This is a genomic window from Agromyces sp. NPDC058484 (genome assembly GCF_042720415.1).
In the GTDB taxonomy this organism is placed as follows: Bacteria; Actinomycetota; Actinomycetes; order Actinomycetales; family Microbacteriaceae; genus Agromyces.
Genome location: NZ_JBHXMP010000001.1, coordinates 1 through 15,470, shown reverse-complemented (window position 1 = coordinate 15,470; position 15,470 = coordinate 1). Strand labels below are relative to the sequence as shown.

Here is a 15,470-nt window from a genome sequence, read left to right as displayed (position 1 = left end):
TCCATCTAGACTGTTCCTCGGTCAAACGAGACACCCCCAAGGAGAAGAACAATGGCATTGTCCACCGAAGAAGTGCTTGCCGGCCTGGCCGAGCTCATCAACGACGAGACCGGCATCGCGACCGACACGGTTGAGCTGGACAAGTCGTTCACCGATGACCTCGACATCGACTCGATCTCGATGATGACGATCGTCGTCAACGCCGAGGAGAAGTTCGACGTCAAGATCCCAGACGAAGAGGTCAAGAACCTCAAGACCGTCGGCGACGCCGTCGACTTCATCGTCAAGGCCCAGGCCTAGTCGCTGATCGGGCGGGTCCGCACGGCCGACGTGCGGCCCGCCCATCCGCGCGACCGTTTCCCTCCTACGGAGTGCTCTCGTATGACCAAGAAGATCGTGATCACCGGTATCGGCGCGACCTCGCCGCTCGGTGGAACCGCCGGTGACAGCTGGAAGGCGCTGCTCGCCGGCGAGTCCGGTGCCCGCCACCTCGACGAGGCGTGGGTGTCGGAGCTCGAACTGCCCGTGACCTTCGCGGCGACCGCCAGGGTGGCGCCGACGACGGTGCTCGAGCGCCACGAGCAGAAGCGCCTCGACCCCTCGAGCCAGTTCGCACTCATCGCCGGCCGTGAGGCCTGGGCTGACGCCGGTGCGCCCGAGATCGCCCCCGAACGGCTCGCCGTCGACTGGTCGACCGGCATCGGCGGCGTCTGGACCCTGCTCGACGCGTGGGACACCCTGCGCGAGCGCGGGCCCCGTCGCGTGCTGCCGATGACCGTGCCGATGCTCATGCCGAACGGCCCCGGCGCCGCGATCGGCATGGACCTGCACGCACGCGCGGGCATCCGCACCGTGGTCTCGGCGTGCGCGTCGAGCACCGAGGCGCTCGTCAACGCCTACGACCACCTGCAGCAGGGCCTCGCCGACGTCGTCATCGCGGGCGGCTCCGAGGCGGCCATCCACCCGCTGCCCATCGCCGCCTTCGCCTCGATGCAGGCACTGTCGCGCCGCAACGACGACCCCGCGATCGCCTCCCGCCCGTACGACGTCGGCCGCGACGGTTTCGTGCTCGGCGAAGGCGCCGCGGCGCTCGTCGTCGAGACCGAGGAGCACGCGAAGGCCCGCGGCGCCCGCATCTACGCCGAACTGCTCGGCGGCGCGATCACGAGCGACGCGTATCACATCACGGCGCCCGACCCCGAGGGCTCGGCCGCCGCCCGCGCGATGAAGGCGGCCATCGAGGGCGCCGATGCAGCGCTCAGCGACGTGAAGCACATCAACGCGCACGCGACGAGCACCCCGGTGGGCGACATCGCCGAGTACAACGCACTGCGCCGCGTCTTCGGCGACGCGCTCGACGGCATCGCGGTCACCGCCACGAAGGCGTCCACCGGGCACCTCCTCGGCGGTGCCGGCGCGATCGAGGCGCTCTTCACCGTGCTCGCGCTGCACGAGCGCACCGCGCCGCCGACGATCAACCTGACCGACCAGGATCCCGAGATCCCGCTCGACGTCGTCACCTCGCCGCGGTCGCTCGGCACAGGCGACGTCGTCGCGATCTCGAACTCGTTCGGCTTCGGCGGCCACAACGCCGTCGCTGCGTTCCGCACCGCCTGATCGGATGCCGCGGCGGGAGCGGATGCCGCGCCGCGACCGCGCATGAGAAGACCCCGGTCACGACTGGCCGGGGTCTTCTCCATCACGGCTCGCGGGTTTCGGTCGTGCATCGCCGGGAAGCGTCATCCGACGTCGCGTCACGCCACCTCTCGGGGCCGCGTCCCGCTCAGCCCACCTGGTGCAACCAGACGACCGGAGCGAAGTCACTGGCGTGGCGGAACGGCTCGAGCTCGTCGTCCCATGCCTGGCCGAGTGCGAGCCGAAGCTCGCGGTGGAGTTCCACCGCGTCCGTGCCCGCGATCTCCATCGCGTAACGGATCCGGTCCTCGGGCACGACGGTGTTGCCCGCCGTGTCGATCTGGGCGAAGAAGACTCCGAGATCGGGCGTGTGCATCCAACGGCCGCCATCGGAACCCGGCGTCGGATCCTCGCTGACCTCGAAGCGCAGTTGTTCCCACCCACGAAGGGCCGACGCGAGCATCGCGCCGGTGCCCGCTTCGCCCTCCCAGTAGGACTCCGCACGCATGAGGCCGCGAGAGACCGGCTGCTCCGACCAGTCGAAGTTCACGGCACTGCCGAGGGCGCGACCTGCTGCCCACTCCACATGCGGGCACAGTGCCCGCGGCGAGGAGTGCACGAACAGCACGCCTCGCGCGGGGAGCACTGCCCGCGTGGTCTTCTCCGCCATCTCCGTCTCCGTTCTCGAGGTGCGTCTTCCCCTACGACCTCGGAACCGCCGGACGGCGGATGTTCGATTATGGACGGCGAGCCGTCATGGGCGATTATGCCGCGGATCTGGGTGTAAGACAAGGTGTGCGCCCGTGCGCGCGGGTCGGCCGACCGGCGGCCCGGAACTGTATGCTCAGTGAATCGTTCGTTCTCCCCTTCGGAGGCTCCCATGGCCGTGCGCGACGCGATCCTGGTCCTGCTCACCGCCGGGCCCGCATACGGGTTCCAGCTGCACGGCGGCCTTGCCGCGCGCACAGGCGGGAGGCGCACGGTCAACGTGGGCCAGACCTACGCCACCCTCGAGCGGCTCGCCAGGCAGCGGCTCGTGGAGCCCGCCGGCACGACCGATGACGGGCTGCCCCTGCACCGCCTGACGGCCGCGGGGGCCGAAGCCGCACAGGCCTGGCTCATGGGCGCGGATGCCGCGGGCGCCGACCCGTGGGATGAGACGCTCGATCGCATCCTCATCGCACGATCGCTGCCCGACTGCGATGCCGATGCGGTCATCGCCGCCGAGCGGGCACGGTGGCGGGAGCGGCGTGCCGCGGCATCCGCTGCAGTCGCGGCATCCGATACAGTCGCGGCATCCGCTGAAGCTTCGGATTCGACGACCACCGCCGTTCCGCCTGCGAACGGCATGCCGGCCTCGGATGAGGCGCGAACGGACGCGTCGGAGGCGAGCCTCGTCGGGCTCGCGGCATCCGCTGAACTCGCCCGCGCGGACGCCGCACTGGCGTGGCTCGGCACCGTCGAAGCCGAGACGCGGCTCCCCTTCCCTCCCCGCACGTCGCGTCCGAAGCGCGGTCGGAGGCCCGGTGCGGCCACGGCGAAGGGCGACCCTCAGGCGTCGGCCATCGCGTAGCTCTCGACGATCGCGAGGTCGAGTGGGAACTCCACGGGGAAGTCGCCGAACAGGAGGGTTCCCGCCGCTTGCGCCGCCGTTTCGACCGCTGCGGCGACCTCGTCGGCGACCTCGCGCGGCGTGTGCACGATGATCTCGTCGTGCAGGAAGTAGACGAGGTGCGGCGCACGGTCGAACACGGGGCCGGATGCCCCGGCCGCGGGGGTGGCGGATGACACGGTCGACGCGATCACGTCGAGCCGCATGCGCAGCCCCGCCATCCAGCACAGCGACCACTCGGCGGCGCTGCCCTGCACGACGAAGTTGCGCGTGAACCTGCCCCAGTCGCGTGCGCTCGACCGGGCGCGCCGCTCATCGGCCGCCGTGGCGTCGGGCTCGCTCGCGCGCGCCTGCACGGCGCGCCACTGCGCCGACGGGAACGGCGAGGAACGCCCGAGGAGGGTCGTCACCGAGCCGCCCCGTTCGCCCTCGGCGGCCGCGCGGTCGACGAGCGCCATGCCGCGGGGGAATGCGCTGGCCAGGCGGGGAACGAGGCGCCCGCTCTCGCCGGTCGTCGCGCCGTACATCGCCCCGAGGATCGCGTACTTCGCCTCATCGCGCGTCGCCACCACGCCCGCGTCGACGAGTCCGAGGTAGAAGTCGCGCCCGCGGCCCGCCGCCGCCATCGCCTCGTCGCGGGCCATTCCGGCGAGCACCCTCGGCTCGAGCTGTGCCGCATCGGCCACGACGAGCGTCCAGCCGGGGTCGGCCACCACGGCGGCGCGCACATTCTTCGGCAGCTGCAGTGCCCCTCCGCCCGACGTCGCCCACCGTCCGGTCGCGGTGCCGCCGGGAACGTACTCGGGCCGGAACCGGCCGTCGACGACCCACTCGTCGAGCCATGCCCATCCGTTCGCGCTCATGAGCCGCGCGAGCTTCTTGTATGCGATGAGGGGCTCGATCGCGGCGTGGTCATGCTCGCGCAGCTCCCACCTCGCCGTCGAGTCCACCTGGATGCCCGAGAGGCGGAGCGCCCGCAGCAGCTCTGCTTGCGAATCGAGGTTGACGGATGCCACCCCGAGCTCCCGTCGCACGCGCCCGGCCAACTCCTCCATGCGGCTCGGCTTCCACCCCGGCGCCGGACGCGCGCCGAGCTCGACCTCGAGCACACGTTCGTGCACGGCACGGTCCCACGGGAGGCCGGCTGCGTGCATCTCGGCGCCGATCAGCGCACCGGCGGACTCGGCGGCCAGCAGCAGCCGCAGGGCGCCCGGCGCGGAGCTCTCCGCCACGAGTGCCTCCTGCCGCCGGAGTTCCTGCAGCAGCCGATCCGTGAGGGTCGCCGCTGCGCCGGTGACCGTCGACTCCCCCGCCTCCTCCGCGTCGAAGTCGAACAGCGTGCTGTGCACGGCGACCCGCGCGCCCGTGTCGGCCTGCGACGCGGCATCCGTCTCAGCGGGGCCCGCGGGCAACCAGCCGGGACGCGGATGTCCGCCTGCCCCGCGGGCGGAGGCCGTCGCCGTCGAATGGTCGAGGATCGCGCCGCAGAGTCGGAGGTCGTGGCAGCGATCGACACGCACACCCGCAGCAAGGAGCCGGGGATACCACGCGCGTGTGTCGACCCAGACCCAGCGCGGACGCGACGGCTCGAGGTCGCGCACCGCGTCGGCGAACGCATCGAGGGCGATCTCGCGCACGGGCTCGTCGGGAAGTTCAGGATCGACGAGACGGACAAGGCCCCGTTCACCCATCCCGACCACGATCTGCACGCCTCCATTCTCACGTTCCCCTGCGACAGTGTCGGCGGTTCCGCGCACGATGGACGCATGGATCACGCAGAGGCCCGACGATGGTCGCGGTGAGCTTCCGATGCGGCCACGGCGCCCTCGCCGGCGACCCTGGCGTCGTCGCGCTCGGGCGCGTGTGCCCGGTCTGCATGCTGCTCGACGAGACGCATCGCTCGCGGGCAGAGCTGCTCCGCAAAGTGGCGCCACCGTGCCGTTCAGCGCTCGCCCGTGAGACGCGCATCGGCGCCGAGTACGAGTGGCGCTGCTCTCGCGGCCACGACCGATACCCCGCCACCGTGCGCGAGGTGCTCACGGGCCCGGGCTGCGCGAAGTGCCGCGCCAATGCCGCCTCCCCCGGCGCCGCTCACGAGGCCGGCGTCGCATTCATGAAGCCCGGCCTCCGGGTCGGCACTTCGGTGACCGAACAGCGGTTACGGATGCTCCTGGGCGAGCGCGTCCGGCTGCACCACCGCGTGAACGCGGTGCACATCGCCCGCACCTTCTTCGGCCGCCAGGAGGTGTGGCCCGACATCCTCGTCCCGGCGCTGCGCATCGCCGTCGAGTACGACGACCCGGGCAGGTCGCGCCGTGCCCATCGCGGGCTGAAGGAGGCATCCGATCGCGAGAAGGACGACGCGCTCAGGGAGGTCGGCTGGGAGGTCATCCGCATCCGCGCTGGGGGCCTCGAATCCTCCGGCCCGCACAGCATCGTCTGCGACTCGCTCACGGAGGCGGTCGTCGACGAGGTGGTCGCCCGCATGCGCCGCATCCGCGGCGATGCCGCAGTCGACACGATCTCGCTGGGGCATCCGGCGGCATCATGGGGGCGGACGCCGCATCGATCGGCCGTTCTCTCGCGCCAGCATGAACGCGGTGACGGCAAGCAGCACGGCGGTGACGCTCGGAGCCGCGATGGGGACCAGCGCGCGTAGCAGCCATCCCACCAGACCGGCGGCGACCGGGATGCCGATGCTCGCGAAGAGGTATGCGCGGCTGTTGTACAGCCACGCGTAGGGCAGCAGGTGGGCGCCGACGAGGACGGCGAGGAACCAGGGAACCACGTGCGGGACGGCGAAGGTCGCTCCGAGCATGAGCGGGATGAACAGGATCTGCACCGCGCCGAGAAGCCCCGCCAGCGCGCCGAGCGGGTTTCCCTTCGCATAGGGATCGAGCTTCATGGCCCTCGCGACGAGGAGGCTGAGAGGAAAGAGCAGCCCGGCGCCGAACGCGTACGCGAGGGCGAGCACGACGTCGTTCGTCAGGAATGCGCCGAGAACGGCGAAAGCCGACCAGAGGATCACCCCAGCGACGATGAAGTTCACACCCCGCCCCGTCTTGGTGCTGAGGTCCGTCTGGAGCGCCTCCAGCTCGGTGCTCGAGTCGCGTTGTGCTGTCTTCTCCACCACCTGTTCCTTTCCTGCTCCGTGATCTGGTCGCGTCTTCTTCACCGCCGAACGTCCGGACGGTTTGAGCGGCGGCCCAGGTATCGTTCGGGGGTCCATGCTGCAACGACTTTCGTGGTCAGGTGCGCCCCGAGTCGCCGGTAGAAGCGGTGGGCCGCTTCGTTGCCGAGTTGGGCACCCCACACCACCGTGAGGGCGTCATCTGCAGCGAGCTCAGCGACGGCGTTCATCAGCAGTTCCCCGGCCCCACGGTTGCGGTGCAGGGGTCGTATCCAGAGGTCGTCAAGGCCGATGACGTCGGTGCCGAGCCAGAGGTCAAGCCGGCGCAGCATGGAGACATAGCCGATCGGCTCGAGGCCGGCGAATGCCAGCAGCACGGTCACATCCGCGCGGCCGAGCATGCGCTCCCAGTCGGCCGTGGTTGCGACGACCGCATCCATCGTGCCTTCGTGGTGGGCGATCTCGCGGACCATCTCGTCGACGAGCGCGGCATCTGCTGGGGTGGCCTGGCGGATGAAGATGAGGGACGGCGGTGCCATGTGTTCGTTCATGGTTCGAGTCTCGAGATCGGGTGCGCGTTCCAGCGCCGGTGAAACCACCGGGTTCATCGGCGTGAATAGGATCGGACTGTGCTCATCGGCCGCGATGCTGAGCGCCGAATCCTCGGCGAGTCGGTCGGTCGCGCGGTCGGCGGCATCGGCGCCGCACTCGTCGTTCGCGGCGAGCCGGGCATCGGCAAGTCCGCTTTGCTGAGAGACCTGCTCGAGCGCCGCACCGACGTGCGGGCCCTGGTGACCGTCGGCGTCGAATCCGAGCGCCCCCTGGCGTTCGCGGCGCTGCATCGCCTGCTCCTGCCCCTGTTCGATGGAATCGACGGTCTGCCGGTCGCACAGGCCGGAGCGCTGCGACGTGCGTTCGGCCTGGTCGCCTCGAGTGATTCACCTGAAGATCGGTTCCTGACATACCTTGCCGCTCTGTCGTTGCTGACGGATGCCGCGGGCCGATCGCCGATCGTCTGCGTCATCGACGACGCGCACTGGCTGGATGATCCGTCGGCTGATGCATTGCGATTCATCGCGCGCCGGATCGAGGTCTCGGCGATCGCGATGGTGTTCGCCGCGCGGGATCGCGACGTCCGCAGATTCGATGCACCGGATCTGCCCGAGCTCACGCTCACCGGGCTGCCGCCGGAGGAGGCCGATCGGCTGATCGTCGAGACCGCCGGTTCGTCGATCGACGCCGAGGTGCGCCGCGTCATCGCGGCCAGGACCCTCGGCAACCCGCTGGCGCTGGTCGAGTTGCCTTCGGCGCTGTCACCGTCGCAGGCGTCCGGCGTCGAGGATCTGCCGGAGCATCTCGTCACCGAGCACGTGCAGGAAGTGTTCTCGGGCAGACTGCGGCCGCTCACGGCCGACGCGCGACGCAGCCTTCTCGTCGCGGCCCTCGACGGGTCGGCGAGCCTCGACATCGTACGAGCGGCGGCGAACAGCCTCGGACTGGGCGACGACGCGTTCGCGGCGGTCGAGCAGTCGGGCCTGATCGAGATCAGTGGCCGAGAGGTGCGGATGCGGCATCCGCTCGTCAGAGCCGTCGTGCTGTCGCACTTCCAGGCCCCTGAGCACGGCATGGCGCACCTCGCCCTGGCGGGCGCGCTCGAGCGACACCACGACCCCGACCGTGCCGTGTGGCATCGGGCCGCCGCCGCGGCGCCTCCCGACGATGAGGTCGCCGAGTCGCTTGAGCAGGCGGCGCAACGGTTCAGCAGTCGTGGCGGTCACGAGGCGGCGAGCTCGGCGTATGAGCATGCGGCGCGACTGTCGTCGTCCGGCGAGCGTGCCGGCGCCCGGCTGGCCCTCGCCGCCGGTGCGGCGTGGGCGGCGGCCGACCCCCAGCGAACCCGGCTGCTCGCGCAGCGCGCCCGTGCGACCACCACGGATGCGGGTGCACTGGCCGACCTCGACCGGCTCCGAGCATTCGTGGAGATGAACTTCGGCTCGCCGCGGCTCGCGCACGGCATACTCGCGGGAGCCGCCGAGGAGGCGTCGCACGCGGGCGATCCGTCCCGCGCCCGGCAATTGTCGATGGTCGCCTCCGCGCTGGCGACCTTCGGGGCGGACTCCGGCGCGCCGGTGCAGGTCGACACACCGGCAGCAGCCTCCGAGCCGGTCGCGGACGCCGAGCGAAGCGCCTCCCTCCTCTTGTGCGGATTGCACGACCTGGCCGGCGGGCGATTGGAGGAGGCCGTGCCGGCGCTGCGGGAGGCGATCACGCTGGCCGAGCACGCCGACGCGCCCGACCTCGTGACGAACGTCGGCATCGCCACCCTTCAGCTCGGCGACGACGAGGCCGCGATCGCGTGGCACGCGCGCCAGCTCGACGCGGCGAGGGCGCAGGCATCACCGCTCGGAGTCATCCATGCGCTCACCCGTCGAGCGATCGCGCAGCTCTTCACCGGTGACTGGCGCGAGCTCGAGATGGCCTGCGCCGAATCACTCGACCTCGCGCGGGTGACCGGCCACGCCAACCAGCGGGCATTCCCGCTCTCGCTGATGCTCGTCGCCGACGCGTATCGGGGCGGCGTGGATATCGAGAACCGAGCGACCGGGATCGAGCAACTGCTGAAGGATCATCCCTCGGGGGTGCTCGAGGTGATCACCCGTGATGCGCTCGCGTGGGCCCGTGGCATCGACCGGCTCGGCGTCGCGCCCGAGACCGCGCTGCAGCACTTGACCGGCATCACCACGACGATCATGCGCCGGGCCGCCGCACTCGACACCGCTGATGCGGCCGTGCGATCCGGTGCCGTCGACCAGGTCAGGCAGATCGCCGTCGACCTGCACCGGTTCGCCGAGGTCACCGGAAATGCATGGGCGTCGGATGCCGCAGTCTACGTGTCGGCATCGATCGCAGCGCCCGGCGAACGCGACGAACCGCTCGGGCCACATGCAGCCCGGCCGGCGGGGACCCGCCGGCTCATCCGCGGGCGCGTGCTGCTGGCGTACGGCGAGCACCTTCGGCGCACGCGCAGGCGGGTGCAGGCTCGGGTGCCGCTGCGGCAGGCGCACGCGATCTTCGACGCGCTCGGCGTCACCGCGTTCCGCGATCGCGCCGCGGACGAGCTGCGCGCGTCCGGCGAGTCGGTGCGCCGCGGCGAGGCCGACGCGTCGGCACCTGCCGCCGGCGCGCTGACCGCCCAGGAGCTGCACGTGGCACGGGCGGTGCGGGAGGGGATGCCGAACCGTGAGGTCGCGGCGCGGCTGTTCCTGAGCCCGCGCACCGTCGAGTTCCACCTCCGCAACATCTTCACCAAGCTCGGAATCACCTCGCGCAGCGAACTGTCCCGCTTCGACCTCGGCGCCACTGACTGACCGATCCCGGTGGTTTCACCGGCGCGACCACGTGCCGCCTGGAACGAGCATGAGCGTGTGCAGATCGCAATCCTCCTCTTCGACCGGTTCGCGGCGATCGATGCGGTGACCCTCCATGGGGCGCTCTCGGTGCTTCCCGATGCGGATGCCGCGTTCGTCGCCCACGAGCCCGGCCCGGTGCGGGACGACACCCGTCGCCTCGAGCTCACGGCGGACGCGGCACTGCACGAGATGCCCCGACCCGACGTGCTGGCCGTTCCCGGGGGCGACGGCGCGGCGCTCGCTGCGCCCAACGGCGCAATCGAGACCTGGATCGGCTCGGCCGTGCAGCACGGCGCGTGGGTCGTCACCGTCGCATCCGGCGCCCTCCTCGCCGCACGCGCCGGGGTGCTCACGGGTCGGCGCGTCGTCGCCCCGGAGCACCTGCACCACCAGCTGACCCACTTCGGCGCACACCCGGTGCTCGACCGAACCGTCATCGCCCGACCTATGGCCAGCGCCCGCTCGACCTCGAGCGTGGCACACCTGATCACGACTCTCGCAACCCACCTCGAATCGAAAGGAATCCGATGAACACCACCACCATGCCTCGAGGCGACACGATGATCGTCGCCAGGGGCCTCGTCAAGACCTACGGAACCGGAACAGCTGCCGTGCAGGCGCTCGCCGGCGCCGACCTCGACGTGGCGACCGGCAGGTTCGCCGCGATCATGGGCCCGTCCGGATCCGGCAAGTCCACGATGATGCACGCGATGGCCGGCCTGGACACCGTCGATGCCGGCGTCATCCGGCTGGCCGGCGCAGACCTGACCACGATGACGGAGCGGCAGCGCACCCTGTTGCGCCGCACCACCGTCGGATTCGTGTTCCAGAGCTTCAGCCTGGTGCCGGCGCTGACCGCGCGTGAGAACATCGAGCTCCCGCTCCGCTTGGCGGGCATGCGCCCGGACGGTGAGTGGGTCGACGCCATCACGCACACGCTCGGCATCCGTGACCGGCTCACCCACCGGCCCAGCGAACTGTCGGGCGGCCAGCAGCAGCGGGTCGCCATGGCACGCGCCCTCGCGGCCCGGCCCGAGGTCGTCTTCGCCGACGAGCCCACCGGAGCCCTGGACTCTCGTTCCGGGCATGCGCTGCTCGCGTTCCTGCGCGATGCGGCCCACGAGTACGGGCAGACCATCGTGATGGTCACCCACGACCCGGTGGCGGCAGGCTACGCCGACCGTGTCGACTTCCTCGCCGACGGCCGAGTCGTCGACGGGTTCGACGACCCGACCGCCACCGACGTCCTCGACCGCATGGCGCGGTTCGACGACCGCCGTCAGGAGGTGGCGGCATGATCCGGTTCACCCTCGCCCAGGTGCTGGCCAACCGCCTGCGCCTCGCCCTGACCGTGGTCGCGATCATGCTCGGTGTCGCGTTCGTCACCGGCAGCATCGTGCTCAGCGACACGGCGCAACGGCTGTTCGACGACCAGTTCACGACGGCCAGCGCCGGCGCCGACCTCACGGTGCGCCAGGCGACTTCGTTCGACTCGGGAATGGGCGTCGAGGTCGAGCGCGACCCGCTCGCGGCCGGCATCGTCGAGTCCATCGGATCCGTCGACGGGGTCGCCCGGGCGGTCCCGGTCGCCAAGGGGCCGGCGCGTCTTGAGCGCGCCGCCACCGACCTCGGCGCCGTGCAGTTGTCGACGTTCGTCGACGCTCCGCTGGGTGCGTACCCGATCCGTGACGGGCGTGCTCCGGATGCCGTAGGCGAGATCGTCATCGACGCCGTCGCGGCCGGCCGGCTCGGCCTCCAGATCGGTGACACGGTCACCGTTGCGGCCGAGAAGCGGATCGATGCGGAACTGGTCGGGTTGGTCGGATTCGGCGAATCCGACGGGCCACCGGTCGGCACGGTCGTGCTGACCGACCTGGCGACCGCGCAAAACGCCCTCGCACTCGACGGCGACATCTCCGAGGTGCTGGTCACGTCCGACCTTCCCGTCAGCCGGATGCAGGACGCCCTGGTCGCCGAGCTCGGCGACGACGTTCAGGCCGCCAGCGCGCAGGATCTCGCAGAGGCCGGCGCAGAAGCGGCCGCCGCCAACCTCGAAATGCTGAAGACCGTGCTCGTGGCCATGTCGGTGGCGGCACTGTTGATCGGGTCGTTCCTGATCGCGAACACGTTCTCGATCGTGATCGCCCAACGCACTCGCGAGCTCGCGGTGCTCCGCGCCACCGGAGCCACCGGTCGTCAGGTGCTTCGTTCGGTGCTCGCCGAGGCGGCCATCGTCGGCCTGGTCGCGTCCGCCGCGGGCACGGCCGCCGGTGTCGCCGGAGCGCTCGGGCTTCGCGGCCTCGCCCGCCTGTTCGGGGTCAGCATCCCCGCCGGCGACCTGGTGGTCGAACCGCAGACGATCGTGCTGGCCCTGGTGCTCGGCACGGTGGTCACCGTGATCGCCGCGATCGGGCCGGCCAGAAGGGCGGCGACGGTGTCCCCCGTCCTCGCGCTGCGCAACACCGCAGCCGAGGGTCGCCGACTCGGCGTCGGCCGGCTCATCACCGGAGTCCTGCTGCTCGGCAGCGGCTCCGCCGCGGCGCTCCTGCCGACGTTCGGCGCACCGATGCTGCTGCTGGCCCTCGGGCTGGCGCTGGTCGTCGCGGGCCTGGTCGTCGCAGGTCCTCTGGTGGTCCGTCCGCTCGTCGGCGTGCTCGGTGTCGCGATCGCCAGGCTCGGCGTCTCGGGCCGACTCGCAGTCGAGACCGCGCATCGCGCCCCCCGGCGCACGTCCTCCACGGTGATTGCGCTGTCACTCGGCCTGGCGCTGATGAGCTTCGTCACGATCGTGATCGGCTCGGTCAAGGACGCCACCGGGGCGCAGTACCGCGAGGTGGTCACCGCCGACGTGGTCATCGAGTCCGCCGGGCAGGAGATGCTCGGCGGGGTGCACCCGGAGGTGTTCGACGAGGTCGCCGGAAACCCCGACGTCGACACGGTTGCGAGGCTGAAGTACGGTCACTGGCGCGACGGCCAGACCACGAGCGCGCTCAGCGCCTTCGACCCCGAGCTCATCGGCAGGGCCGCAACGCTCCGGATGGTCGACGGCCGGCTCGATGCCCTCGAGAACGGCGGGATCTTGATCGCCGAGCGGGTCGCCATCGAAAAGGACCTCGCCGTCGGCGACCTGCTCCCGATGACGTTCGCACGCGATGGCGAGCAGCAGGTCGAAGTGGTCGGCGTGGTCGCCGACGCATCCGCTCAGGCATTGCAGACCGACTACTTCGTCTCGCTCGACACCTACGCGAACCTGTTCACCGAGGACATGGATGCCAGCCTGTTCGTCATCGGCCGCGACGGGGTCGGCCCCGCTGAACTGACCCGTGCGCTGGAGGACGAACTCGACGACCACCCCACCGTGCAGGTCCGCGACCAGGCGGCGGTCATCGAGGGGCGAACGAAGACCGTCGACCAGATCTTCGGCCTGGTCACGGTGCTGCTGGTGCTCGCCATGGTCATCGCGGTGCTCGGGATCACGAACACCCTGGCGCTGTCGATCGTGGAGCGCACCCGCGAGATCGGACTGCTTCGCTCGGTCGGGATGTCGCGGGCGGGGGTGGCGGCGATGATCCTCACCGAGGCCGCACTCGTCGCCGCGATCGCGGCCGTGATCGGCATCGTCGTCGGTCTCGGGGCGGCGTACGCCACCGTCGGTGCGCTCGGGGTGGTCGCCCCCCTGCCCATGGTCATCCCGTTCACCCAGCTCGCGGTCATCGTCGCCGTCGTGGTCGTGGCGGGCCTGGTCGCGGGGATCGCACCCGCGCGCCGAGCCGCCCGGCTTCCCGTGCTGGAGGCGATCGCGCATGCGTGAGCGGATGCTGCTCGGGATTCTCGTCGCGGCGCAGTTCGTCGTGATGCTCGACACCGCCGTGCTCAACGTGGCGCTGCCGACGATCGGCTCGTCGCTCGGGCTCGGACCGGTGGGCACCGCCTGGGTGCTGAACGCGTACTTCCTGGTGTTCGGCGCGACTCTGCTCGTGTCGGGGCGGGCCTCCCATGTCATCGGCCGGCGGCGCATGTTCCTGATCGGCGCGGCGCTGCTGTTGGCCGGCGCGATCGTCGGGGCAATGGCCTCGACGGGCGTGGCGGTGGTCGCTGCACGTCTCATCCAGGCGCTCGGCGCGGCGGCGCTGAGTCCCGCGGCGATGTCGATGATCCTGGCTCGAACGGATGGGAAGGCCCGGGTTGCGGCGATGAGTGCCTGGGGCGCCGCGTCGACGGTGGGCGGCGCGACCGGGGTTGCGGTCGGCGGACTGGTGACTGCGGTAGCAGGATGGAACGCGGTGTTCGCGATCACCGGCGCGGCGGCAGGCCTCGCGCTCGTGCTGGGCCTGCGGCTGCTGCCGATGGATGCCCCGGGCCCGCGTCGCTCGTTCGATGGTCCTGGCGCCTCGTTGGCGACCGGAGCGGCCTTCGCCGTCGCATTCGCGGTGCTCTCCGTGCCCGGTCATGGCTGGTTGTCGGTGCCGGTGCTCGGCGCCGGCGCCGCCCTGCTGCTTGCGCTGCTCGTCATCCGCGAGCGTCGCGCGGCCGACCCGCTGTTCCCCGCTGAGGTCATGCGCAGCAGGCGCGTGGCGGTCGCGTTGACGGTCAACGTGCTCGGCGGCGCCGCGCGGATCGCGTCGTTCGTGCTGGTCGCGTTCCTGCTGCAGCGGGTGCTGCAGATGGACCCCGGGGCGGCCGGCATGGCGATGCTGCCCACGTCGCTCATCGGGTTCGGCGTGAGCGTCGCGCTGCTGCCGAAGCTGCTGAACCGGTTCGGTCCCGAACGGGTGGCCGCCATCGGATGTCTCCTCCTCGCGGCCGCCCACGCGGTGTTCGCCGCGGTCCAGCCCGGCAGCTCGTATGCGCTGCACGTGCTGCCCGGTCTGGCCCTGGCCGCCTCCGGGGTGGCGATGAGCTTCACCCCGACCACGCTGATCCTCGCTACGGAGGTCAGCCGGCGCGACGTCGGCGTGGGCTCCGGGCTCGCGTCGGCCAGCGCGCAACTCGGCGGCATGCTCGGGATCGCCGTGTTCGGCGCGGTCGAGGCGGCCGCGAACGGCCGGCCCGGCGCCGGACATGTGGACGCGGCATCCGCCGGTGGACTGTCGGCAGCATTCCTCGTAGCAGTCGCATTCGCCGCGGCCGCCGGCGTGCTCACCATCGCCCGACTGGTGCCGCGCCGGGCCGCCCGAAGGATGGAGTCCGTCGAGCCGAGACTGAATCCGACGGAAGGTGAACTCGACCGAGCCGCTCAGATGCTGCAAGGGCAGATCAGATGACCACCACCCACCGCCAGGATGTCGGCCCGTACCGTCGATGACCCCGTGCACGTGTATGCGCTCGATTCCCGTTGCGGTTGCGCCTGGGTTTCGGGACGATCGACCAGTCCGACGCACTCGCAACGGCAGCCCACTGATCGCCGCTCATCAGCACGTCAGGCGAGATTCGGGACGCTTCAGCGAGCGCCTGGTGGCGGTTCCTCATCTCGACCGTGCTCGCCGTCTCGTCGGGGGTAACCGTCCAGCAGTTTCCGGATGACGCGCCAGTCGTCGTCGGTGTCGGTCCAGTTCGTCTCGGGCTCGCGCAGGCGTTTCACCCGGATTCCGTCGAGCAGCAGTCGGAGCACCCGCGCGACCTCGTCGCCGTTCTCGAACTCGCGCTCGATCTGCGGTCGGATGCGTTCGAAGGTGCGCTCGTT

General features: G+C 71.0%; 14 protein-coding genes. 9 read left to right on the top strand and 5 right to left on the bottom strand.

Annotation, left to right across the window (positions count from 1 at the left end):
* The first annotated feature begins 51 nt into the window (after positions 1 to 51).
* Positions 52 to 300, top strand: coding sequence for an acyl carrier protein (locus ACFWN7_RS00070; RefSeq protein ID WP_056731598.1), 249 nt, complete (start codon positions 52 to 54; stop codon positions 298 to 300).
* Between the two features lie 81 nt (positions 301 to 381).
* Positions 382 to 1,617 (top strand): beta-ketoacyl-[acyl-carrier-protein] synthase family protein, encoded by a 1,236-nt coding sequence (locus ACFWN7_RS00065; RefSeq protein WP_376936599.1) that lies wholly within the window; start codon positions 382 to 384, stop codon positions 1,615 to 1,617.
* 166 nt (positions 1,618 to 1,783) lie between these two features.
* Here the strand turns inward: ACFWN7_RS00065 and ACFWN7_RS00060 are convergent, their stop codons facing one another.
* Positions 1,784 to 2,305, bottom strand: coding sequence for a DUF3145 domain-containing protein (locus ACFWN7_RS00060; RefSeq protein WP_376936598.1), 522 nt, complete (start codon positions 2,303 to 2,305; stop codon positions 1,784 to 1,786).
* Positions 2,306 to 2,515: 210 nt separating this feature from the next.
* On the opposite strand from ACFWN7_RS00060, the gene ACFWN7_RS00055 reads away from it, so the two are divergent.
* Positions 2,516 to 3,208, top strand: a complete 693-nt coding sequence (locus ACFWN7_RS00055) for a PadR family transcriptional regulator (protein ID WP_376936597.1) — start codon at positions 2,516 to 2,518, stop codon at positions 3,206 to 3,208.
* On the opposite strand, the gene ACFWN7_RS00050 is transcribed toward ACFWN7_RS00055, so the two are convergent.
* Positions 3,187 to 4,956, bottom strand: a complete 1,770-nt coding sequence (locus tag ACFWN7_RS00050; protein ID WP_376936596.1) for a bifunctional 3'-5' exonuclease/DNA polymerase — start codon at positions 4,954 to 4,956, stop codon at positions 3,187 to 3,189. The genes ACFWN7_RS00055 and ACFWN7_RS00050 overlap by 22 nt on opposite strands.
* A gap of 89 nt (positions 4,957 to 5,045) precedes the next feature.
* Here ACFWN7_RS00050 and ACFWN7_RS00045 point away from each other — a divergent pair, with 89 nt between their 5' ends.
* Positions 5,046 to 5,906: a hypothetical protein gene (locus ACFWN7_RS00045; RefSeq protein WP_376936595.1), complete on the top strand. Its 861-nt coding sequence runs from the start codon at positions 5,046 to 5,048 to the stop codon at positions 5,904 to 5,906.
* On the opposite strand, the gene ACFWN7_RS00040 is transcribed toward ACFWN7_RS00045, so the two are convergent.
* Entirely contained in the window at positions 5,793 to 6,377 is a 585-nt protein-coding gene (locus ACFWN7_RS00040; RefSeq protein ID WP_376936594.1) for a DUF7010 family protein, read from the bottom strand. The two genes, ACFWN7_RS00045 and ACFWN7_RS00040, sit on opposite strands and share 114 nt — an antisense overlap.
* Before the next feature lie 41 nt (positions 6,378 to 6,418).
* A complete protein-coding gene (locus tag ACFWN7_RS00035) occupies positions 6,419 to 6,985 on the bottom strand; it encodes a GNAT family N-acetyltransferase (RefSeq protein WP_376936593.1) in 567 nt (188 codons plus the stop codon).
* A 21-nt stretch (positions 6,986 to 7,006) separates the two neighbouring features.
* On the opposite strand from ACFWN7_RS00035, the gene ACFWN7_RS00030 reads away from it, so the two are divergent.
* From ACFWN7_RS00030 to ACFWN7_RS00010, 5 genes are read left to right on the top strand one after another with little or no spacing between them, the layout of a single operon-like run.
* On the top strand, positions 7,007 to 9,745 hold the full coding sequence (locus tag ACFWN7_RS00030) for an ATP-binding protein (RefSeq protein WP_376936592.1): 2,739 nt from the start codon (positions 7,007 to 7,009) through the stop codon (positions 9,743 to 9,745).
* Between the two features lie 57 nt (positions 9,746 to 9,802).
* Positions 9,803 to 10,318 carry a DJ-1/PfpI family protein gene (locus tag ACFWN7_RS00025; RefSeq protein ID WP_376936591.1) on the top strand — a complete coding sequence of 172 codons (516 nt, stop codon included), beginning with the start codon at positions 9,803 to 9,805 and terminating at the stop codon, positions 10,316 to 10,318.
* A complete protein-coding gene (locus ACFWN7_RS00020) occupies positions 10,315 to 11,085 on the top strand; it encodes an ABC transporter ATP-binding protein (RefSeq protein ID WP_376936590.1) in 771 nt (256 codons plus the stop codon). The genes ACFWN7_RS00025 and ACFWN7_RS00020 overlap by 4 nt, the downstream gene beginning before the upstream one ends.
* Positions 11,082 to 13,598 (top strand): ABC transporter permease, encoded by a 2,517-nt coding sequence (locus ACFWN7_RS00015; protein ID WP_376936589.1) that lies wholly within the window; start codon positions 11,082 to 11,084, stop codon positions 13,596 to 13,598. Before ACFWN7_RS00020 ends, ACFWN7_RS00015 begins: the two co-directional genes overlap by 4 nt.
* Positions 13,591 to 15,051, top strand: coding sequence for an MFS transporter (locus ACFWN7_RS00010; protein ID WP_376936588.1), 1,461 nt, complete (start codon positions 13,591 to 13,593; stop codon positions 15,049 to 15,051). Before ACFWN7_RS00015 ends, ACFWN7_RS00010 begins: the two co-directional genes overlap by 8 nt.
* Before the next feature lie 176 nt (positions 15,052 to 15,227).
* Here the strand turns inward: ACFWN7_RS00010 and ACFWN7_RS00005 are convergent.
* On the bottom strand, positions 15,228 to 15,470 hold a 243-nt coding region (locus ACFWN7_RS00005; RefSeq protein ID WP_376936587.1), incomplete at its 5' end, for a hypothetical protein.